The 21,178-nt window shown below is 72.1% G+C and carries 17 protein-coding genes; 8 read left to right on the top strand and 9 right to left on the bottom strand.

Annotation, left to right across the window (positions count from 1 at the left end):
* Positions 1–189: 189 nt before the first annotated feature.
* Entirely contained in the window at positions 190–3,348 is a 3,159-nt protein-coding gene (gene ileS / locus ACFYXK_RS01360) for an isoleucine--tRNA ligase (RefSeq protein WP_389409291.1), read from the bottom strand.
* Positions 3,349–3,942: 594 nt separating this feature from the next.
* Here ileS and ACFYXK_RS01355 point away from each other — a divergent pair.
* The 5 genes from ACFYXK_RS01355 to ACFYXK_RS01335 all read left to right on the top strand — a co-directional run bounded on the left by ACFYXK_RS01355 (position 3,943) and on the right by ACFYXK_RS01335 (position 8,790).
* Complete coding sequence (locus tag ACFYXK_RS01355) at positions 3,943–4,899, top strand: TraR/DksA family transcriptional regulator (RefSeq protein WP_389409290.1); 957 nt, start codon at positions 3,943–3,945, stop codon at positions 4,897–4,899.
* A gap of 142 nt (positions 4,900–5,041) precedes the next feature.
* The gene (lspA, locus tag ACFYXK_RS01350) at positions 5,042–5,602 is read left to right on the top strand and encodes a signal peptidase II (protein WP_389409289.1); all 561 of its coding nucleotides are present in this window, start codon (positions 5,042–5,044) and stop codon (positions 5,600–5,602) included.
* A 41-nt stretch (positions 5,603–5,643) separates the two neighbouring features.
* Positions 5,644–6,585 (top strand): RluA family pseudouridine synthase, encoded by a 942-nt coding sequence (locus ACFYXK_RS01345; protein WP_389409288.1) that lies wholly within the window; start codon positions 5,644–5,646, stop codon positions 6,583–6,585.
* Positions 6,582–7,058, top strand: coding sequence for a GNAT family N-acetyltransferase (locus ACFYXK_RS01340; RefSeq protein WP_389409287.1), 477 nt, complete (start codon positions 6,582–6,584; stop codon positions 7,056–7,058). The genes ACFYXK_RS01345 and ACFYXK_RS01340 overlap by 4 nt, the downstream gene beginning before the upstream one ends.
* A 139-nt stretch (positions 7,059–7,197) precedes the next feature.
* Positions 7,198–8,790 (top strand): Na+/H+ antiporter, encoded by a 1,593-nt coding sequence (locus ACFYXK_RS01335; protein WP_389409286.1) that lies wholly within the window; start codon positions 7,198–7,200, stop codon positions 8,788–8,790.
* A 102-nt stretch (positions 8,791–8,892) separates the two neighbouring features.
* Here the strand turns inward: ACFYXK_RS01335 and ACFYXK_RS01330 are convergent, their stop codons facing one another.
* Both ACFYXK_RS01330 and ACFYXK_RS01325 read right to left on the bottom strand, forming a co-directional pair.
* On the bottom strand, positions 8,893–9,915 hold the full coding sequence (locus ACFYXK_RS01330) for an SDR family NAD(P)-dependent oxidoreductase (protein WP_389409285.1): 1,023 nt from the start codon (positions 9,913–9,915) through the stop codon (positions 8,893–8,895).
* Positions 9,912–11,075 carry a glycosyltransferase gene (locus tag ACFYXK_RS01325; RefSeq protein ID WP_389409284.1) on the bottom strand — a complete coding sequence of 388 codons (1,164 nt, stop codon included), beginning with the start codon at positions 11,073–11,075 and terminating at the stop codon, positions 9,912–9,914. Before ACFYXK_RS01325 ends, ACFYXK_RS01330 begins: the two co-directional genes overlap by 4 nt.
* Positions 11,076–11,189: 114 nt before the next feature.
* Between ACFYXK_RS01325 and ACFYXK_RS01320 the strand changes: the two genes are divergently transcribed.
* Both ACFYXK_RS01320 and ACFYXK_RS01315 read left to right on the top strand, forming a co-directional pair.
* Positions 11,190–11,897, top strand: coding sequence for a response regulator transcription factor (locus ACFYXK_RS01320; protein WP_389409283.1), 708 nt, complete (start codon positions 11,190–11,192; stop codon positions 11,895–11,897).
* The gene (locus tag ACFYXK_RS01315; protein WP_389409282.1) at positions 11,894–13,306 is read left to right on the top strand and encodes a sensor histidine kinase; all 1,413 of its coding nucleotides are present in this window, start codon (positions 11,894–11,896) and stop codon (positions 13,304–13,306) included. The genes ACFYXK_RS01320 and ACFYXK_RS01315 overlap by 4 nt, the downstream gene beginning before the upstream one ends.
* Before the next feature lie 53 nt (positions 13,307–13,359).
* Here ACFYXK_RS01315 and ACFYXK_RS01310 read toward each other — a convergent pair whose 3' ends face one another.
* Positions 13,360–14,412 carry a mechanosensitive ion channel family protein gene (locus tag ACFYXK_RS01310; RefSeq protein ID WP_389409281.1) on the bottom strand — a complete coding sequence of 351 codons (1,053 nt, stop codon included), beginning with the start codon at positions 14,410–14,412 and terminating at the stop codon, positions 13,360–13,362.
* A 57-nt stretch (positions 14,413–14,469) separates the two neighbouring features.
* On the opposite strand from ACFYXK_RS01310, the gene ACFYXK_RS01305 reads away from it, so the two are divergent.
* A complete protein-coding gene (locus ACFYXK_RS01305) occupies positions 14,470–15,048 on the top strand; it encodes a dienelactone hydrolase family protein (RefSeq protein ID WP_389409280.1) in 579 nt (192 codons plus the stop codon).
* Positions 15,049–15,117: 69 nt separating this feature from the next.
* Here the strand turns inward: ACFYXK_RS01305 and ACFYXK_RS01300 are convergent, their stop codons facing one another.
* The 5 genes from ACFYXK_RS01300 to ACFYXK_RS01280 all read right to left on the bottom strand — a co-directional run bounded on the left by ACFYXK_RS01300 (position 15,118) and on the right by ACFYXK_RS01280 (position 21,022).
* Positions 15,118–16,059: a zinc metalloprotease gene (locus ACFYXK_RS01300; RefSeq protein ID WP_389409279.1), complete on the bottom strand. Its 942-nt coding sequence runs from the start codon at positions 16,057–16,059 to the stop codon at positions 15,118–15,120.
* Positions 16,060–16,293: 234 nt separating this feature from the next.
* The gene (locus tag ACFYXK_RS01295) at positions 16,294–17,958 is read right to left on the bottom strand and encodes an alkaline phosphatase D family protein (RefSeq protein ID WP_389409278.1); all 1,665 of its coding nucleotides are present in this window, start codon (positions 17,956–17,958) and stop codon (positions 16,294–16,296) included.
* A gap of 105 nt (positions 17,959–18,063) precedes the next feature.
* Positions 18,064–18,861, bottom strand: coding sequence for a thioredoxin domain-containing protein (locus ACFYXK_RS01290; RefSeq protein WP_389409277.1), 798 nt, complete (start codon positions 18,859–18,861; stop codon positions 18,064–18,066).
* Positions 18,862–18,918: 57 nt separating this feature from the next.
* A complete protein-coding gene (locus ACFYXK_RS01285) occupies positions 18,919–19,608 on the bottom strand; it encodes a hypothetical protein (RefSeq protein WP_389409276.1) in 690 nt (229 codons plus the stop codon).
* A gap of 88 nt (positions 19,609–19,696) precedes the next feature.
* Positions 19,697–21,022, bottom strand: a complete 1,326-nt coding sequence (locus ACFYXK_RS01280) for a DUF2252 domain-containing protein (RefSeq protein ID WP_389409275.1) — start codon at positions 21,020–21,022, stop codon at positions 19,697–19,699.
* Between the last annotated feature and the right edge of the window lie 156 nt (positions 21,023–21,178).

Here is a 21,178-nt window from a genome sequence, read left to right as displayed (position 1 = left end):
CCGTTGGCGTACCCGTACGCGTACCCCTACGCGGAGCGGTGGCGGAGTGCCGGTGCGATGCCGTTCCGGGGGCGCTGCCCCCGGGGCCCCGCGCCTCGAACGCCGGCGGGGCTGAAATGGCGCTGCGCGGGGAAAACGAAGCGGCCCGCACCCCCCGGCAGGGGGGCGCGGGCCGCTCGGGCCGGGAGGCTACGCCTTGCGGAGGCGGAACGTCAGGCCGAGGGACTCGTCCGTGAACGGCTCCCCGTACGCGGCGTCCGCCTCGCCGGTCGCGTAGTCCGTCGACAGGACCTCGTCCGCGATCAGGGCCGCGTGGTCGGTCAGGGCCGTGACGACCTCCGGGTCCGACGAGGACCACCGCAGGGCGATCCGGTCCGCGACGTCCAGGCCGGAGTTCTTGCGGGCCTCCTGGATCAGGCGGATCGCGTCACGGGCCAGGCCCGCCAGCCGCAGCTCGGGGGTGATCTCCAGGTCCAGGGCCACCGTGGCACCGGAGTCGGACGCCACCGACCAGCCCTCGCGGGGGGTCTCGGTGATGATGACCTCCTCCGGGGTGAGGGCGACCTCCTCCCCGTTCACCGTCACGGCCGCGGAGCCCGCGCGCAGGGCCAGGGACAGCGCCGCCGCGTCGGCCGCGGCCACCGCCTTCGCGACGTCCTGGACGCCCTTGCCGAAGCGCTTGCCCAGCGCCCGGAAGTTCGCCTTGGCCGTCGTGTCGACGAGTGAGCCGCCGACCTCGGAGAGCGAGGCCAGGGAGGAGACGTTCAGCTCCTCCGTGATCTGCGACCGCAGCTCCGGCGACAGGCCGTCGAAGCCCACCGCGCCCACCAGGGCCCGCGACAGCGGCTGGCGCGTCTTGACGCCCGACTCGGCGCGCGTGGCGCGTCCCAGCTCCACCAGGCGCCGTACGAGCTGCATCTGCTGGGACAGGGCCGGGTCGATCGCCTGGGTGTCCGCGACCGGCCAGGTGGAGAGGTGCACCGACTCCGGGGCGTCGGGGGTGACCGGGACGATCATGTCCTGCCAGACCCGCTCCGTGATGAAGGGGGTCAGGGGGGCCATCAGGCGGGTGACCGTCTCCACGACGTCGTGGAGGGTGCGCAGTGCGGCCTTGTCGCCCTGCCAGAAGCGGCGGCGCGAGCGGCGCACGTACCAGTTCGAGAGGTCGTCCACGAAGGCGGACAGCAGCTTGCCGGCGCGCTGGGTGTCGTAGGACTCCATCGCCTCGGTGACCTCGGCCACCAGGCTGTTCAGCTCGGAGATCAGCCAGCGGTCCAGGACCGTGCGCTCCGCCGGGGCCGGGTCGGCCGCCGAGGGGGCCCAGCCGGAGGTGCGGGCGTACAGGGCCTGGAAGGCGACGGTGTTCCAGTACGTCAGGAGGGTCTTGCGGACGACCTCCTGGATCGTGCCGTGGCCGACCCGCCGGGCCGCCCACGGGGAGCCGCCGGCCGCCATGAACCAGCGCACCGCGTCCGCGCCGTGCTGGTCCATGAGCGGGATCGGCTGGAGGATGTTGCCCAGGTGCTTGGACATCTTGCGGCCGTCCTCGGCGAGGATGTGGCCCAGGCAGACCACGTTCTCGTACGAGGACTTGTCGAAGACGAGGGTGCCGACCGCCATCAGCGTGTAGAACCAGCCGCGCGTCTGGTCGATCGCCTCCGAGATGAACTGCGCCGGGTAGCGCTTCTCGAAGATCTCCTTGTTCTTGTACGGGTAGCCCCACTGCGCGAACGGCATCGAGCCCGAGTCGTACCAGGCGTCGATGACCTCCGGGACGCGGACCGCCTCGAGCGAGCAGCCCTCGGCCGTGCAGGTGAAGGTGACGTCGTCGATGTACGGGCGGTGCGGGTCCAGGTCCGAGTGGTCCTGGCCGGACAGCTCCGACAGCTCGGCGCGGGAGCCGATGCAGGTGAGGTGGTTCTCCTCGCAGCGCCAGATCGGCAGCGGGGTGCCCCAGTACCGGTTGCGCGACAGCGCCCAGTCGATGTTGTTGTTCAGCCAGTCGCCGAAGCGGCCCTGCTTGACCGAGTCCGGGAACCAGTTCGTCTTCTCGTTCTCCCGCAGCATCGCGTCCTTGACGGCGGTGGTGCGGATGTACCAGGACGGCTGCGCGTAGTAGAGCAGCGCCGTGTGGCAGCGCCAGCAGTGCGGGTAGCTGTGCTCGTAGGCGATGTGCTTGAAGAGCAGGCCGCGCGCGTCGAGGTCGGCGGTCAGCTTCTCGTCGGCCTTCTTGAAGAAGACGCCGCCGACGAGCGGGACCTCCTCCTCGAAGGTGCCGTCGGGGCGGACCGGGTTCACGACGGGCAGGCCGTACGCGCGGCAGACCGCGAGGTCGTCGGCGCCGAAGGCGGGGGACTGGTGGACCAGACCGGTGCCGTCCTCGGTCGTGACGTACTCGGCGTTCACGACGTAGTGGGCGGGCTCGGGGAACTCGACGAGGGAGAACGGACGCTCGTACGTCCAGCGCTCCATCTCCTTGCCCGTGAAGGTCTGGCCGGTGGCCTCCCAGCCCTCGCCGAGGGACTTCTCCAGCAGCGGCTGGGCGACGACGAGCTTCTCGGAGTCCTCGCCGCCGGCACGGCGGGCGACGACGTAGGTGACCTCGGGGTGGGCCGCCACCGCCGTGTTGGACACCAGGGTCCAGGGGGTCGTCGTCCAGACCAGGAGGGCCGCCTCGCCGGCCAGCGGGCCGGAGGTCAGCGGGAAGCGGACGTAGACGGAGGGGTCGACGACCGTCTCGTAGCCCTGGGCCAGCTCGTGGTCGGAGAGGCCGGTGCCGCAGCGGGGGCACCAGGGGGCGACGCGGTGGTCCTGGGTGAGCAGGCCCTTGTTGAAGATCTCCTTCAGCGACCACCACACGGACTCGACGTACTCGGGGTCCATGGTCCGGTAGGCCTCGTCCAGGTCGACCCAGTAGCCCATCCGGGTCGTGAGCTCGGTGAACGCGTCGGTGTGGCGGGTCACGGACTCGCGGCACTTCGCGTTGAACTCGGCGATGCCGTACGCCTCGATGTCCTGCTTGCCGTTGAAGCCGAGCTCCTTCTCGACGGCGAGCTCGACGGGCAGGCCGTGGCAGTCCCAGCCGGCCTTGCGGGCCACGTGGTAGCCGCGCATGGTGCGGAACCGGGGGAAGACGTCCTTGAAGACGCGGGCCTCGATGTGGTGCGCGCCGGGCATGCCGTTCGCGGTGGGCGGGCCCTCGTAGAAGACCCACTCGGGGCGTCCCTCGGACTGCTCCAGGGTCTTGGCGAAGGTCTTGCTCTCGCGCCAGAAGTCGAGAACGGCGTGCTCGAGGGCGGGCAGGTCGACCTGGGCGGGTACCGGGCGGTATTGCGGCGGTGTGGTCATGAGGCTGAACTCTTCCTCCGGCGGGATGTCACTTCCGTCCGGAGGGACGAGAGCCGCCCTCTTCCTCAAGGACGTGCTGCTCCCGCGGTACCACCCTCCTTGGCCGCCGGACGGATCCGGTGGCCCCCTCATTGGGGTGCGAAGCCGGTTCTACTGGCCCCACGGGCATCCGTGCGGGCTTTCTTCCGGCGGCTCAGGGGTGATCCTTCGCATCGCGCTCGCCCCCGGGCTCTCACCGTCCCCGGGTCGCTCATGGCTGCGTCCGACGCTACTCGTCCCCGTCCGTGCCTTTCGCTGGGCCCAGTGTACGGGGCGGGGGCGGGCACGGCAGACCGGTTTACGGGGGGTCGGGGCGGGGGTTGCGGCGGGGTGCGGGGCGGCGGCCGGACGGGGGCCCGGCATGACCCGAACGGTCCGACGGGCCGGTCCGGGCTCCGGTGTGACGGGTGGGGCGGATTACCGGGCTCCCTGCTGGGCACAACGGATGCAGGTTGGCATCGATGGACGCGTGCCCCGTTGCCGCGAGGCCGGAGTCGATTTATCGTTCCGGCACGATTCGCGCGCAAGATCACAGTATGTGAAGGGGCCGCGGCCATGGTGGCGAAGAAGACCGCCGACAGAACTGCCGAGAAGGCCGTCGGGAAGGCCGCCGGGAAGGCGACGGCGGCCGGGAATGCGGCTCCGGCCCGGAAGGCGACCGCTGTCGGGAAGAAGGCCGTGAAGCCTGCGGCCGGGACGGCGGTGAATTCGGTGAAGTCGGCGAAGCCGGTGAAGCCGGCGACCGGAGCGGCCACGGCGCCCGCCAGGAAGGCCGCGGCCAAGAAGGCCGCGGCCAAGAAGACGGCCGTGAAGACGGTGGCCGTGAAGGCGGCCGCCAAGAAGACCCCGGCCAAGAAGGCCCCGGCCGACAAGAACTTGGCCGTGAACACGGCGGCCGTCGACAAGGCGGCCGCGAAGAAGGCGACCGGCGTCGGGAAGACGACCGCGAGGAAGGTCACGGCCAAGGCGGCCGGGGCCGAGGGGGCGGCGCACGCCGCGCAACAGACGGGAGCCCGGAAAGTGGTTGCCAAGAAGAGCACCGGTACGGCCAGGAAGACGGCTGCGGCCGCCACCAGCGGCCTGCCGAAGGCAAGGGCCACGGCGGGCCTGGCGCCGGGCGAGCTGGCCGTACGGCCCGGCGAGGACCCCTGGACCCCGGCGGAGGTCGCCGAGGCGCGCAGCGAGCTGCAGAGCGAGGTCCTGCGGCTGCGGGACGAGCTGCAGGCCTCCGACGAGGCGATCTCGGGCCTGATGCGGGACTCCGGCGACGGCGCGGGCGACGACCAGGCCGACACGGGCACCAAGAACATCACCCGGGAGTCCGAGCTGGCCCTCGCCGCGAACGCCCGCGAGATGCTCGAACAGACCGAGCGGGCCCTGGAACGGCTGGACGCGGGCACGTACGGGCTCTGCGAGAACTGCGGCCAGCCCATCGGCAAGGCCAGGATGCAGGCCTTCCCGCGGGCGACGCTGTGCGTGGACTGCAAGCAGAAGCAGGAGCGGCGGCACTGAGCGGGCGCTGAGACCGCACGGGCCGGGCTGCCGCCGCGGGCGGACCCTGACGTACTCTCGTGTCTCGTCAGGGTCCAGGGACCTGGCAGGGCTGTAGGGCTGTGTCGTCGGCAACCTGGTTCGAGCTAGTCGAGGGACTCACGTGGCAGAGGCGGAGAGCATCATCGGTACGCCGGAGGTCGGGGACGACGCCCAGCCGGAGGCCGTCGAGCCCAGGAGGCGTCGGCGGATCGTCGCGCTGCTCGTCGTCGCGCTGCTCGCCTACCTGCTCGACTTCGGCAGCAAGATGCTGGTCGTCGCGAAGCTGGAGCACCAGCCGCCGATCCGGATCATCGGCGACCTGCTGAAGTTCGAGGCGATCCGCAACCCGGGTGCCGCCTTCGGCTTCGGCGAGGCCTTCACCATCATCTTCACCTGCATCGCGGCCACCGTGATCATCGTGATCGTGCGGCTGGCCCGGAAGCTCTACAGCCTGCCGTGGGCGATCGCGCTGGGCCTGCTGCTGGGCGGTGCGCTGGGCAATCTCACCGACCGCATCTTCCGTTCGCCGGGCGTGTTCCGGGGGGCCGTCGTCGACTTCATCGCGCCCGCCCACTTCGCGGTCTTCAACCTCGCGGACTCGGCGATCGTGTGCGGCGGCATCCTGATCGTGCTGCTGTCGTTCAAGGGCCTGGACCCGGACGGCACGGTCCACAAGGACTGATCGCGGGAAAGCTGCGCTGCCGAGTCCTGCATACTCGACAGGTGAGTACGATTCCCGAGATCCGCACCCTGCCCGTTCCCGATGGCCTCGAGGGCGAGCGCGTCGACGCCGCCATCGCCCGTATGTTCGGTTTTTCCCGGACGAAGGCGGCCGAGCTCGCCGCCGCGGGGAAGGTGTCGGTCGACGGCAGCGTCGTCGGGAAGTCCGAGCGCGTGCACGGCGGCGCCTGGCTCGAAGTCGAGATGCCCGCGCCCCCGCGGCCGGTCGAGCTCGTCGCCGAGCCCGTCCCGGGCATGGAGATCGTCCATGACGACGACGACATCGTCGTCATCATGAAGCCGGTGGGCGTCGCCGCCCACCCGAGCCCCGGCTGGACCGGCACCACCGTCATCGGCGGCCTCGCCGCCGCCGGCTACCGGATCTCCACCTCCGGCGCCTCCGAGCGCCAGGGCATCGTGCACCGCCTCGACGTCGGTACGTCCGGGCTGATGGCCGTCGCCAAGTCCGAGCGCGCGTACACCTCGCTGAAGAACCAGTTCCGTGAGCGTGTCGTGGACAAGCGCTACCACGCGCTCGTACAGGGCCACCCGGACCCGATGAGCGGCACCATCGACGCCCCGATCGGCCGCCACCCCAGCGCGGACTACAAGTGGGCCGTGACCCAGGAGGGCAAGCCCTCCGTCACCCACTACGACCTGATCGAGGCCTTCCGCGCGGCCTCGCTGCTCGACATCAAGCTCGAGACCGGGCGTACGCACCAGATCCGCGTGCACATGTCCGCGCACCGGCACCCGTGCGTCGGCGACCTCACCTACGGCGCCGACCCGACCGTCGCGAAGCGGCTGGGCCTGACCCGGCAGTGGCTGCACGCGGTGCGGCTCGGCTTCGAGCACCCGTCGGACGGCCAGTGGGTGGAGTTCGAGAGCACCTACCCGGCGGACCTCCAGCACGCGCTGGACGTGATCCGGGCCGAGAGCGAGTGACGTCCGGCGCGGACTTCGCCGTCCGGGTCGTCGCCTCCGAGGCGGACAGGGCGGCGTGCTTCGCGGTGCGGACCGAGGTGTTCGTGGTCGAGCAGTCCGTGCCCGAGTCGATCGAGTACGACGCGTACGACGCGGTCGCGGTGCACGTGCTGGCCGTGGGGCCGGACGGGGAGCCGCTGGGCACCGGGCGTCTGCTGTACGGGCCTGCGGCGCTGGGCAAGACGGGCGGTGACCCGGCGGTCGGTTCGCTCGGGCGGCTGGCCGTGCGCAAGGCCGCGCGCGGGCTGGGCGTCGGGGTGGCGCTGGTCCGGGCGATCGAGGCGGAGGCGGCGCGGCTGGGCCTGACGGCCGTGGACCTGGGCGCGCAGACGCACGCGCTGGGCTTCTACGAGAGCCTCGGGTACGAGGCCTACGGCCCGGAGTTCGAGGACGCGGGCATCCCGCACCGGGCGATGCGGCGCGCACTGCAGTAGCCCCGGCCGCATCGTGCCCCGACTGCGATCGGCGTGCGGGGCAGCGCCCCGGTACGGGCTCGCCCGGGTGGGATGCCGACACGCGGATGCGGCCTTCCGACCGCACGGCCCGGCGGCAGCGGCCTGGCAGGGTGGGGGAGTGGATCAGCTTGCTCTGCTGTTCGTACTGCTGCTCGGGGCCGTGGTCACCGTGCCGCTCGGGGACCGGCTCGGGCTGCCCGCGCCCGTCCTGATGACCATCGCCGGGGTCGCGCTCGCGCTGGTGCCGGCCGTGCCGAACGTCGACATCCCGCCCGAGTTCATCCTGCCGCTCGTCCTGCCCCCGCTGCTCTACGCCTCGGCGCAGCGCACCTCCTGGCGGCAGTTCGCCGCCAACGTCCGGCCCATCCTCCTGCTCGCCGTGGCCCTCGTCTTCGTCACGACCGCCGCGGTCGCCGCCGTCGCGAACGCCGTCGTCCCCGGGCTGCCGCTCGCCGCCGCGGTCGCGCTCGGCGCGCTCGTGGCCCCGCCCGACCCCGTCGCCGCGACCGCGGTCGCCGGATCGCTCGGGCTGCCGCGCCGCATGGTGTCGATCCTGGAGGGCGAAGGCCTGTTCAACGACGTCACCGCGATCGTGCTCTACCACGTGGCCGTCTCCGCCGCCGTCAGCGGCAGCTTCTCCTGGCCGGACGCGCTGGGGGAGTTCGTGCTCTCCGCCGTGGTCGCCGTCGCCGTCGGGCTCGGTCTGGGCTGGGCCGCCAACGCGCTCATGGGGCGGCTCGGCGATGCCACGCTCCAGATCGGGCTGACGCTGCTCGTGCCGTTCGTCTCCTACGTGGTGGCCGAGGAGCTCCAGGGTTCGGGGGTGCTGGCCGTGCTGACGACCGCCCTGTTCCTCGCGGAGTACGCCTCCGACGCGGACGACGTGCTGGGACGGCTCGCCGGGCACACGTTCTGGGAGGTCGTGGACATGCTGGTCACGGGCGTGGCGTTCGGCCTGATCGGGCTGGAGCTGCACAACGTGTTCGGCGTCGCGGCAGGCCGTGAGGGGGAGATGGCGGGGTGGGCGGCCGCCGTGACCGCGGTGGTGGTCGGCGTACGGCTGGTGTGGCTGCTGCCGGCCGGGTGGCTCGCCAAGCGGCTGCACACGCGGCGCGACTACGACGAGGAGATCCCGCTGAGCTGGCGGGAGAGCGTGGTGATGTGGTGGGCCGGGATGCGCGGGGTGGCCTCGGTGGCGCTGGCGCTGGCCATCCCGCTGAAGGTGGAGGGCGGGGCACCGTTCCCGGCGCGGGACCAGATCATCTTCATCGCCTTCGCCGTGATCATGGTGACGCTGGTGTGCCAGGGGCTGACGCTGCCGAGGCTGGTGCGGATGCTGGGCGTGGAGGCTGACGAGGACGCCGAACGGGAGACCGAGCGGAAGCTGGCGATCCGCGCGGCGAAGGCCGCGAAGCGGCGGCTGAAGGAGATCGAGGAGGTGGAGGACCTCCCGGAGGACCTGGTGGAGGTGCTGTACCGGCGGGCGTACGACGTGGGGGCCAGGATCAGCCCCGACATGGTCGACGAGGAGCGGCGCGAGGCGTACGCGAAGAGGGTGGAGCGGATCCGGGACGTCCAGCGGATCCAGCGGGAGATGATGTCGGCGGCGCGGCACGAGGTGCTCTCGGCGCGCAGCGAGCCCGGCGCGGATCCGGAGATCGTGGACCGGGTCCTGCGCCACCTGGACGTCCGCAGCCTCCGCAGCACGTAGCCGCCCGCTCCGCCCGGTCCCCGCACGGGCGGGGCCGGCCCCGGACCCCGCGCAGCGGCAACCGCGTGGTGGTGGGGGGCCGGCCGCCGCGCCGCGGGGCGGTCAGACCTGGTAGCGGGAGGGGGCGAAGAGGGGGAGGTTCGCGGCGATCCAGGCGGAGGTGTGGGCCAGTCCCTCCCGCAGGGAGGTCGCCGGGGTCCAGCCGGCCCAGTCACGGGCACGGGAGTTGTCCGACAGGAGGCGCTGGACCTCGCTGCCCGCGGGGCGGAGGCGGGTTTCGTCCACGACGACGCGAGCGTCGCGGCCTGATGCCTCGATCAGGGCCTGCGCCAAGGCCCCGATCGAGATCTCCTGGCCCGTACCCAGGTTGACCACCTCGCCCAGTGCCCGGTCGCATTCCGCCACCGCGAGAAAGCCCTCCGCCGTGTCCGTCACGTACGTGAAGTCCCGCGTGGGGGACAGGGAGCCCAGGCGGATCTCCCGCGTGCCCGCGTGCAGCTGCGCCAGGATCGTCGGGATCACGGCGCGTGCCGACTGGCGGGGGCCGTAGGTGTTGAACGGCCGTACCACCGTCACCGGCAGCTCGAAGGCGTGGTGGAACGACAGCGCCATCATGTCCGCGCCGATCTTCGACGCCGAGTACGGGGACTGCGGCTGGAGCGGGTGGGTCTCGGCGATCGGGGCCGTCAGGGCCGTCCCGTAGACCTCGCTCGTGGAGGTGTGCACGAGGCGCCGCACCCCGTGGCGGCGGCAGGCCTCCGCCATGTTCTGCGTACCGGTCACGTTGGTCTGGACGTACGCGCCCGGCGAGGCATAGCTGTACGGGATCCCGATCAGCGCTGCCAGGTGGAACACCGTGTCGCAGCCCTCCACCGCGTCGCTGACCCGGCCCGCGTCGCGGATGTCGCCCGCCCACATCTCCACCGGGCCGTCCGGGTCCGCGAGGTACCGCGCCAGGTTGCCCTTCTCCGCGTACGGCTTGTAGTGGACGAAGGCGCGGACCCGGGCGCCCCGCGCCACCAGCAGGTCGACGAGGGTGGACCCGATGAACCCCTCGGCTCCGGTGACCAGGACCTTTCGGTCCGTCCAGGGGTTCGTCGCGGTCGTGTGCGTGTGCGTGTTCATATGCGCTCCAGGGTGGGAAGGGGGACGCCGGCCACGCGGAGGACCTCCGCCGCCAGCAGTTCGGCGGCCCGGGCGTGCGGGCCGGGGTCGGCGGCGCCGGCCATCGCCGACAGCCGGGCCGGGTCGGCCAGCAGCGGGCCGAGCAGGACCGCCAGCCGGTCGGCCGTGGTCTCGGCGTCCGGCAGCAGCAGGCCCGCTCCCGCGTCGATGAGGACCCGGGCGTTGTGGGTCTGGTGGTCGCCGGGGGCGTGCGGATAGGGGACGAGCACGGCCGGGACGCCGGTCGCCGCCAGTTCGGCCACCGTCGCGGACCCGGCCCGGCACACCACCAGGTCGGCGGCCGCGTACACGAGGTCCATCCGGTCCAGGTACGGCACGGCCCGGGCGATCCGCTGCCCGCCGCAGGCGGCGAGATCGGCGGCGGTGTCCGGCAGCGCCTGCGGGCCCGTCTTGATCAGCAGCTGTACGTCGTCCCGTCCCTGCCAGAGCCCGGCCAGAGCGACGGCGGCCGCGGTGAGCCGGGCGGCGCCCAGGCTGCCGCCGTTGAAGACGACCAGGCGGCGGCCGCCCTCGACGTGCAGGGCCCGCCGGGCCTCAGCGCGCAGGGCCGCGCGCTCCGGGCGCGAGCGCTCCGCCAGCCGCGCGAGGGCCGCGGAGATCGGCATTCCGGTGGTCAGGGCGTGTGCCCCGCCCGCCAGATGGGCCCGGCTGCGGTCGAAGGCCACCGCGATGTGCGGGGTGAGCCGGGCCGCGAACTGGTTGGCCCGGCCCGGCACCGCGTTGGACTCGTGGATGACGGCCGGCAGCCCCGCCATCCTGGCCCCCAGCACGGCCGGCGCACTCGGGTAGCCGCCCATGCCGACGACGGCGTGCGCACCCTGGGCCCGGATCACCGACCGGGCCTGACCGGCCGAGCGCAGCAGCGCGGCGGGCAGCAGATAGCGCCTCGCGCCGAGCGACGGGTCGAACGGGATCATGTCGACGGTGTGCAGGCGGTGGCCGGCGGCCGGGATCAGCTCCGTCTCCAGGCCCCGCTCGGTCCCGATGAACGAGATCACGGCATCGGGGACGGCCGCGCGCAGCGCCTCGGCGAGGGCGAGCCCGGGGTAGATGTGGCCGCCGGTGCCGCCCGCGCCGATCACGACCGACAGGGGCGGCATTCCCTGCCCGTCTCGTGTACCTCGTGTGCCTTGAGTGGTCATGGGCGCAGGCTTCCGGTGCGCCCTAAGAAGGTTCTAAGAGGTTCTCTCAGAACCGTTTGGCAGGCTTTGCCCATGAGCAGCACGAGTGCGCACGCGCATGGGCAGCGGATCCTGGTCGTGGACGACGAGCCCGAGGTGAGGGCCGCCGTCCAGGACGGGCTGGCCGTCGAGGGGTACGAGGTGCGGGGAGCCGCCGACGGGCTGGCCGCGCTGTCGGAGGTGGCCGGCTGGCAGCCCGACGCGGTGGTGCTCGACGTGATGATGCCCGTGCTGGACGGGCTCGGGGTCTGCCGCCAGCTGCGCGCGCTGGGCGACCGTACGCCGGTACTCGTCCTGACCGCGCTGGACTCGGTGAGCGAGCGGGTCGACGGCCTGGAGGCGGGCGCCGACGACTACCTGGTCAAGCCGTTCGCGCTCGACGAGCTGGTGGCCCGGGTCCGGGCCCTGCTGCGGCGGGCCGCGCCCGATCCGGCCGGCTCGGCCGTGCTGGGGTTCGCGGACCTGGTGCTCGATCCCGAGACGCGCACCGGAAGGCGCGGCGGACGGCCGCTGGAGTTCAGCCGCACCGAGGCGGCCCTGCTCGAACTGCTGCTGCGCCACCCCGGTCAGGTGCTGCCGCGGGAGGTGATCCTGGAGCTGGTGTGGGGGCGGGACTTCGGGCCGGACTCCAACTCGCTGGCCGTGTACGTGGGCTACCTGCGGCGCAAGCTGGAGGCCGGCGGCGAGCCGCGGCTGGTGCACACCGTCCACGGGGTCGGGTACCGGCTGGACACGGCGTGAGCGGCGGCGGGCCCGGGAAGGGGCGGCGCAGGCTCGGGGCGCGCTGGCGCAGACGGCGGCCGCTGCGGACCCGGCTGGCGCTGTCGGTCACCGCTGCGGTGGCGCTGGTCGCGGTCGGGGTGTGCACGGCGGCGTTCTTCGTCGTGCGCAGCGCCCTGTACGAGCAGCTGAACCTGAGCCTCACCCAGTCCGCGAGGCTCGCGGCCCAGCGCAACCCGGACTCCGGGCCGGGGACCCTGGCCGGGGAGTGCCGGTTCCTGGCGGCGCCCGCCTGCGCGGAGGTGGTGCCGGCCGACCCGGCGGACGACCCGGCCGCACCGTACCTGCTGCCGGTGGACGCGGCGACGCGGGCGGTGGCCGCGGCGCGGCGTGCGCCGTACTACACGGACATCGTGCACGCGGGGCACCCGACGCGGATGCTCGTCACCGACTACGCGAAGGGCCGGGCGCTGCAGGTGGCGCTGCGGGCCGACACCGTCGAGGACGGGATCGAGGAGGCGGCGTGGTGGCTGGTGCTGATCGGCGGGGCCGGGGTGCTGGTGGCGGCCGGGCTCGGGTACTGGGTGTCGCGGACCGGGTTGGCCCCGGTGACCCGGCTCACGGCCACCGCCGAGCGGATCGCGGCGACGCGCGATCCGCGGCACCGGATCGAACTGCCGCCGCCGGGGCCGGCGGGGAGGGAGGACGAGATCACCCGGCTCGCCGGGAGTTTCAACACCATGCTGGGCGAGCTGGAGCAGTCGGTGACGGCGCAGCGGCGGCTGGTCGCGGACGCCTCGCACGAGCTGCGGACCCCGCTGACCGCGCTGCGGACGAACGCGGAGCTGCTCGCGCGCGGTGAGCGGCTGACGGCGGAGCAGCGCGAGCGGGCCTCGCTCGCGCTGGGGCGGCAGCTGCGGGAGGTGACGGGGCTGGTCAACGACCTGATCGAGCTGGCCCGGGACGAGGAGCCGCAGCCGCTGGTGGAACAGGTCCGGCTGGCTCCGCTGGTGGAGCACTGCGCGGAGGCCGCGCGGGCCCACTGGCCGTCGGTACCGGTGCACGTACGCGTCGGCGGGGAGGTGGTGGTGCCGGGGGTGCCGGCGCGGCTGACGCGACTGGTGTCGAACCTGCTGGACAACGCGGCGAAGTTCAGCCCCGCGGGGGCGCCGGTGGAGGTGGAGCTGGTGCCGCGGGGCGGCGGTGGCGGGGCCGGGCTGACGGTACGGGACCACGGGCCGGGCATTGCGGCCGAGGACCTGCCGTACGTCTTCGACCGGTTCTACCGGGCGGGGGCGGCGCGCGCCCTGCCGGGGTCGGGGCTGGGGCTCGCGATGGCCCGCCAGATCGCCCGTGCGCACGACGCGGAACTGGTCGCGGAACCGGCGCCGGGCGGCGGGGCCCTGTTCCGCCTGACCTTCGGCTCCTGATCGCCTGCGGCCGGTTTCCCGGGGTCTTCCCCGGTCGTGGCCGGCCGTGCCCGTCAGGATGCCGCCGGGCGGGGGTCCGCCGGGGACGTGGCGATGCGGGGGAGGGCGTAGGGGTGGTGGGTCACGAGCCAGGTGATCAGGCGTTCGCGGACCTGGCAGCGGACCGTCCAGATGTCGGTGGCGTCCTTCGCCGTGACCACCGCCCGGACCTGGATCGTGTGCGGGGTCGTGTCCGTGACCGCCAGGCTGCCGGTGCGGCCGTCCCATTCCGGGATCTCCTTCAGGATCCGCTGGAGCTGCCCCCGCATCAGCTCCAGCGGTGCGCTGTGGTCCAGGTGCCAGAACACCGTCCCGGTCATCTGCGCGCCGCCGCGCGACCAGTTTTCGTACGGCTTGCCTGTGAAATACGACACAGGCATGGTGATCCGGCGCTCGTCCCAGGTGCGCACCACGAGGAAGGTGAGGGTGATCTCCTCGACCGTGCCCCACTCCTCGTCCACGACCACCGTGTCGCCGATCCGCACCGTGTCGCCGAAGGCGATCTGCAGTCCGGCGAACAGGTTGCCCAGTGAGGACTGGGCGGCGATGCCCGCCACGATGCCGAGGACGCCCGCCGAGGCCAGCATCGAGGCGCCGAGCGCCCGCATCGGCGGGAACGTGAGCAGCATCGCCGCCACCGCGACGACCACGACCACCGCCGTGACCACCCGGTGGATCAGCGTCACCTGGGTGCGGACCCGGCGCACCCGTGCGTCGTCCGGGTTCCGGTCCGCGTACCGGGCGTACGAGGAGTCCACGACCGCCGTCGCGATGCGCACCAGCAGCCACGCCGCCGAGGCGATCAGCACGAGCGTCAGGACGCGGCCCACGGCGAACACGTAGTCAGCGGGGAGCCCGGCCCGGCGGTGGGAGATGTACAGCAGGGTCGTGCACAGGACGAACTGGAACGGCAGGCGGCAGTGGCGCAGCAGCCCCCACAGCGGGGTCTCGCTGTGCCGGGCGTCGGCGCGGCGCAGCAGCAGGTCCAGCAGCCACCCGGCGAGCAGGGTGACGACCAGTGAGCCGCCGAGGACCGCGATCGGGCGCAGAACGGTGTCCGTGTCCATGGACTTCAACGTAACCGGAACGCGGCCTCGGGCCCCTCCCATTCAATGAATGGCACGATGGGGTGCATGAACATCATGCTCTTCCACTCGACGTACGGGCTGCGGCCCGCGGTGCACGCGGCGGCCGACCGGCTGCGCGCGGCCGGTCACCAGGTCCAGGTGCCGGATCTCTTCGAGGGGCGCACCTTCGAGACCGTCGAAGAGGGCATGGCACACCGGGACGAGATCGGCCGCGACGAGCTGCTCAAGCGCGCGGTGCTGGCCTCCGCCCCCTTCTCCGACCAGGGCCTGGTCTACGCGGGCTTCTCCTTCGGCGGTTCCGTCGCCCAGCACTTGGCGCTGGCCGACGAGAAGGCGCGCGGGCTGCTGCTCCTGCACGGGACGGCGGACCTGGAGGAGGACACCGCGGTCGACGAGCTGCCGGTGCAGCTGCACATCGCGGATCCCGACCCGTTCGAGACGCACGACTGGCTGACCGCCTGGTACCTGCGGATGCAGCGCGCGGGTGCGGACGTGGAGGTGCACCGCTACCCGGGTGCCGGGCACCTGTTCACGGACCCGGAGCTCGACGACTACGACGCGGAGGCCGCGGAGCAGACCTGGCGGGTCGCGCTCGCCTTCCTCGACGGTCTGTAGGAACCAGGCGAACGAGTGAGGGGCAGGGCACGCGTCGGTGCCCTGCCCCTCGTTCGCCTCAGGTCGCCATCAGGCGCGGTACGCGCTCCACATGCTCTTCATGCGGGACACCTGGCCCGCAGTGAACTGGTACATGCAGGAGTCGTACGTGTAGTCCATGAAGTTGTGGATCGGGTCGACGCCCGTCTTGTTGGTGCAGCTGTCACGGCCGGTCGGGCACTCGAAGGCCGCGCTCTTCTCGGCCGGGGTGTCCGAGACGGAGTCGCCGCTGCCCGAGCAGCCGCCCTGGAAGGTGTGGTACAGGCCCATCCAGTGGCCGACCTCGTGGGTGCCGGTGTCGCCCTCGTTGTAGTTGGCGGCGGAGCCGCCCGGCAGCGAGGTGTTGAGGATGACCACGCCGTCCATCTTCGGCTGCGAGGCGTAGGAGCTCGGGAAGGTCGCCCAGCCGAGCAGGCCGCCGCCGAGGTTGGCGGTGTAGAGGTTCAGCGCGTTCGCGCCGCCCTTGCGCAGGGCGTTCTTCATGTCCTTCTCGGCCTGGGTGCCGTCCGAGACGTTGTACCAGGCGTCGTTGTCGGTGTAGTCGGTGGAGACCAGCGAGAACTGGTAGCCCGAGTCGACGTTGCCGGTGCCCTTGCCGCTGTAGGCGGAGTTGAGGACCGCGATCTGGTTGTTGATGTCCGTGGCGGTCAGCTTGCCGGCGGAGCCGGACGTGATGACGTGGACGTACACCGGGATGGTCGTCGCGGCCGTGACCTCGGCGGCGCGCATCTGGCGCTGCGGGCCGAGCTCCGCGGTCTTCTTGGCCAGGTCGGCGTCCATGGCCTTGACCTGGGAGTCCGTCACCTCGTTGGGGTCGGCCGCGTGGTTGTCCTTGGGGCGGGCGACCCGGGCGTTGGCGGAGGTGCCGGCGTCGGCACAGGCCTCGGCGCCGGACTGGGGGGCCGCGGCCACGGTCGTGGGGGCCGTGAGCGGGGCGAACGCCAGGGTTCCGGCCAGAACGGCCGTACCCATGAGGCGGCGTCGGAGCATGGGGGATATGCGGGCGGAGGCGCGCACGTTTGACTCCTCGCGAAGCGTGGTGGGGGGTGAGGGATTTCCTCACGCTGGCGCGAAGCTTATGTGTCCATGTCATGCACTAAGCAAGCCCTGGAAGTAAAAGATTTGTTGCTTCTGAGGCCGGAGGGGCTCCTGGTCTGCACCAGGAGCCCCTCCGAACAGCAGAATTGACAGACTGTCAGAAGATCGTCAGCTGACCGGCTGGTACGCCCGCTCCACCTTCTGCGTGCCGTTCGGCGTGCGGTACGAGCGGGCCCACGCGGCCGTCGCGGCCGGATTCCGCTTGTCGGACACGACGAAGTAGTCCATCTGCGAGCGCTCGGCCGTCACGTCCAGCACCCCGTAGCCGTGGGCGTCCATGTCCAGCCACTTCACGTGCCAGTTGGCCGCCTTGACCGCCGCTTCCGCTACGAGCGACGCGGTGTCCGCCGGCACGTGCAGGAGGTCGTCGATGTTGTCGGAGGTCACCGACGTCACGACGAACTCGGTGGCCGCCGTACCCGACCCCGGGTACGTCGCCATGTTCATCGGGACCTCGTTCGCCCACGCCATGTGGATGTCGCCCGTGAGGAAGACCGTGTTCTTGATCTTCTGGTCCTTGAGGTGGTTCAGCAGCTCCTTGCGGTCGTCCGTGTAGCCGTCCCACTGGTCCACGTTGACCGCGAGGCCGCCCTCGGGCAGGCCCAGCAGCTTCGTCAGCGGCGCCAGCAGGTGCGCGGGCAGCGAGCCGAAGGCGACCGGCGAGATCATCACCGAGGTCCCGACCAGCTTCCAGGTCGCGTTCGAGCTCGCGAGGCCGGACTTGAGCCAGTCCAGCTGGGCGCGCCCGGTGATGGTGCGCTCCGGGTCGTCGACCGAGCCGCTGCCTATCTTGACCTGCTGGGAGCGGAAGGTGCGCAGGTCCAGCAGGTGCAGGTCGGCGAGGTTGCCGAAGCGCAGCCGCCGGTAGACGGTGCCGGCCGTGGAGGTGCGCACCGGCATCCACTCGAAGTACGCCTGCTTGGCGGCGGCCGCGCGGGCCGCCCAGTCGCCCTCGGTGTCCGGGGTGTGGTTCTCCGCGCCGCCCGACCAGGCGTCGTTGGCGAACTCGTGGTCGTCCCAGATCGCGACGATCGCGTGCGCGGCGTGCAGCGCCTGCAGGTCGGCGTCGGTCTTGTACTTGCCGTGCCGGGTCCGGTAGTCGGCGAGCGTGAGGATCTCGTGCTTCGGCTCGTGCGCGCGTACGACGTACTTGGCCTCGGGGTAGGCCCCATTGGCGTACTCGTAGATGTAGTCGCCCAGGTGCAGGATCGCGTGCAGGTCGGCGCGGGCGGCCAGGTGGCGGTAGGCCGAGAAGTAGCCGGCCTCCCAGTTGGCGCAGGAGACCACGCCGAAGCGGACCCCGGGGGTCGTCGCGTCGTGGCCCGGGGCGGTCAGGGTGCGCCCGACCGGGGAGACGGCGCCGCCGGCGGTGAACCGGTAGAAGTACGGGGTCTGCGGCCGCAGTCCGCGTACGTCCGCCTTGACGGTGTGGTCGCTCGCGGCGCTCGCCGTGACCGAGCCGCTCACGACGATCCGGGAGAAGGCCTTGTCCTCGGCGACCTCCCAGGTCACCTGGGTGGCCGGGCCGGCGCCGGAGCCGGGCACGGCCTCGGGGGTGGGGGTCACGCGGGTCCACAGCAGGATCCCGTCGGGCAGCGGGTCACCGGAGGCGACGCCGTGCAGGAAGGCGGGCCCGTTCGAGGCCGCCGATGCGGGGGAGATGCCCAGTGCGGCCGTCGCGAAGGGCGCGAGGGCGGCGGTGGCCGCAGCGGCCTTGACGACCGTACGGCGGCGCGGAGTTGCCGCAGTGGGGGAGGGGAGATGACTGGTCACGGGCGGTCATATTACTGATGGGTATAACCGCCGGTACACCCCTTACAAAGCAACAGGCAGGCGAACTCTGGGAGTTCGCCTGCCTGTCCGGCCTGGTATGTCCGATCAGCCCGCGATGGCCTTGTCGATCGAAGCCGTGAAGTCCTCGGGCGTCATCTTCTGGATCTCGATCTTCTTGCCGTCCATCTTCAGCGAGGGCGTGCCCGTGACCCCGCTCTTGTCGAAGGTCTTCGACATCTCGAGCGCCCAGCGGTTGTACGTGCCGTCCTCGACGGCCTTCTTGAACTCGGCGTTGCCCTTGAGGGCCGGCACCTGGTCCGCGATCTTCAGCAGGTAGTCGTCCTTGCTGAACTTGTCGTCCTTCTCCTCGGGGTGGTTCTCCTTGGAGTACAGCGCCGACTTGTAGTCCAGGAACGCCTCGGGGCTGACGTTGAGGGCCGCGCCCAGCGCGCTCAGGGCGTTCTTCGAGCCACTGCCGCTGAAGGCCTTGTCCAGGAAGGTGGCGCCGACGTACTGGATCTTGTACTTGCCGGCGTCGAGGTCCTTCTTGATCTGCGGGCCGACTCCCTGCTCGAACGTCGAGCAGATCGGGCAGCGCGCGTCCTCGTAGAGCTCGAGGGTCTTCTTGGCGTCGGCCTTGCCTATGACGACGGTGGTGCCGTTGTCGCCCGTGGTGTTCTTCGGGGCGACCAGCGTGGCGTCGGCGGCCTTGTCCCACTCGCCGGGCTGGTTGGCCTGCACGACCGCGTAGCCGATGCCGCCGGCCAGCGCGAGGACGGCGACGACGGCGCCGGCCACCAGCACCTGGCGGCGCACCTTGTCCTTCTTGGCCTGCTTCTCGCGCTCGGCACGCAGCCGCTCGCGGGCCGCCGCCTTGTTCGCCTGGCTGTTGCGTGAACTCATGGTGATCTCCGTGGGATGTGACACAAGGAAAGGGGGGACTGCCGTACGCGGGTTGGGTCAGGCGCAGACGAGCGCGCCGCGTACGGGAGGTCCCCGGCGTCCCACGGAGTGGGCGGGGAAGCGGGTACGGGCCCCCGCGCCCGGAAGGGCCGGGCGCAGCGCCCGCCGCACCGGGTCGGCGACGGCTTGCGCCCCGGCCGCCGCCAGAAGCAGAGGCCGGAACGCGAAGGCCGCCACCGCGCGCAGCAGCTGGCCCAGGGCGCGCTCCCCGTACCGCAGCCAGGCCGCGGCCAACAGCCCGACCGACACGTGCGCGCCGAGCAGCAGCCACGGGGTCCAGGGTCCGGGCGAGGCCAGCAGGGCCACCGCCTCGGGGACGGCTCCGGGCATCTCGGCCAGCGGCCCGCCCAGCGGCGGGCCGCCGCACAGCTCGTCCAGGCCCAGCGCCCGCAGCGGCCCGGCGACGGGCCCGCCGGCCGGGCCGTAGCAGACGTGCTGCCCGGCGGTGAAGACCGTGTCGGCGGCCAGCTCCAGCGGAACCAGCAGCCCGGCGATGGGGCCGAAGCCCCGCTCGCGGCCCGCCAGCGCGTACGTGAGCAGGAACACGCCCGCGAAGGCCCCGGCCACCAGCGCGGGCGGCAGCGGGACCCGGGACATCAGGACGTGCGAGCCGGCCGAGAGCACCACGACGAGTGCGCTGAACAGCGCGGCCCGCAGCCCCCGGAGTCCTGCCCTCGATATGTCCATCGCCGCGAGTCTGCCACGAGTCCCTGTGAAATCGGGTCCCCGGTCCCGTGCGGCCCGGGGACCGCGGCCGAAAACGCTCCGGCAGCGCTCAGTGCATGATGCGGCCGTTGCGGAACAGGTCCACGAAGATCTGGTGGTCGGCGCGCGCCCGGGCGCCGTACGCGTGCGCGAAGTCGACCAGCAGCTCCGCGAAGCCCTCCTCGTCGGCGGCGATCGCCGCGTCGATGGCCCGCTCGGTGGAGAACGGGACCAGCGAGTGCCCGCTCTCGGCCTCGTCGGCCGCCGCGTGCATGGTCGCCGTCGCCCGGCCCAGGTCCGCGACCACGGCCGCGATCTCCTCCGGGTCGTCCAGGTCCGACCAGTCCAGGTCCACCGCGTACGGGGAGACCTCGGCCACCAGCTGCCCGGAGCCGTCCAGCTCGGTCCAGCCCAGCCACGGGTCCGCGTGCGCCTGGAGGGCGCGCTGGGAGATCACCGTGCGGTGCCCCTCGTGCTGGAAGTAGTCCCGTACCGCCCGGTCGGTGATGTGCCGGGACACCGCGGGGGTCTGCGCCTGCTTGAGGTAGATCACGACGTCGTTCTCCAGGGCGTCGCTGTGCCCCTCCAGCAGGATGTTGTACGAGGGCAGGCCGGCCGAGCCGATCCCGACGCCGCGGCGGCCCACCACGTCCTTGACCCGGTAGGAGTCCGGCCGGACCAGGGACTCGTCGGGCAGGGTCTCCAGGTACCCGTCGAAGGCGGCGAGCACCTTGTACCGGGTGGCCGCGTCCAGCTCGATCGAGCCCCCGCCGGAGGTGAAGCGGCGCTCGTAGTCGCGGATCTCGGTCATCGAGTCCAGCAGGGAGAAGCGGGTGCGGGAGCGGGCCGAGCGCAGGGCCGTCAGCAGCGGGCCCTCGGCGGTGTCCAGGGTGAAGGAGGGCACCTCCTCGTGCTTGGCGCCGGTGGCCAGGCGGTGGATCCGCTCCCGGTAGGCGGCGGCGTACGTCCGCACCAGGGTGCTGATCTGCTCGTCGCTGAGCGCCTTGGTGTAGCCGATCAGGGCGACGGAGGCGGCGAACCGCTTGAGGTCCCAGGTGAAGGGGCCGACGTACGCCTCGTCGAAGTCGTTGACGTTGAAGATCAGGCGGCCGTTGGAGTCCATGTAGGTGCCGAAGTTCTCGGCGTGCAGATCACCGTGGATCCAGACCCGGCCGGTCCGCTCGTCGAGGTAGGGCCCGCCGTGCCGGTCGCGCTCCAGGTCGGCGTAGAAGAGGCAGGCCGTTCCGCGGTAGAAGGCGAAGGCCGAGGCCGCCATCTTGCGGAATTTGACCTGGAAGGCCGCGGGGTCGGCGGCGAGCAGCTCACCGAATGCGGTGTCGAACACATCGAGTATCTGCTCGGCGCGCTGCTCGTTCGTCGTCTCGGGGACCGCCATGGCGGGTGCCTCCTGGTGCACGGGCTGGTACAGGTTCTGACCGACTGGACGTCGGGTGGGTCGTCCTGGTTCTGCAACGCCCGACCGTACCCGTCCGTGCCCGGGATCTGTCACTCCCGGGACGTAGGATTCATAGCTGCCGCCGCCCCCACCGTC

Origin of the sequence: Streptomyces sp. NPDC002209 (assembly GCF_042890265.1) — a bacterium.
Lineage (GTDB): Bacteria > Actinomycetota > Actinomycetes > Streptomycetales > Streptomycetaceae > Streptomyces.
Note: the sequence above shows the minus strand (reverse complement) of the source record. Positions and strands in the feature narration are given on the sequence as shown.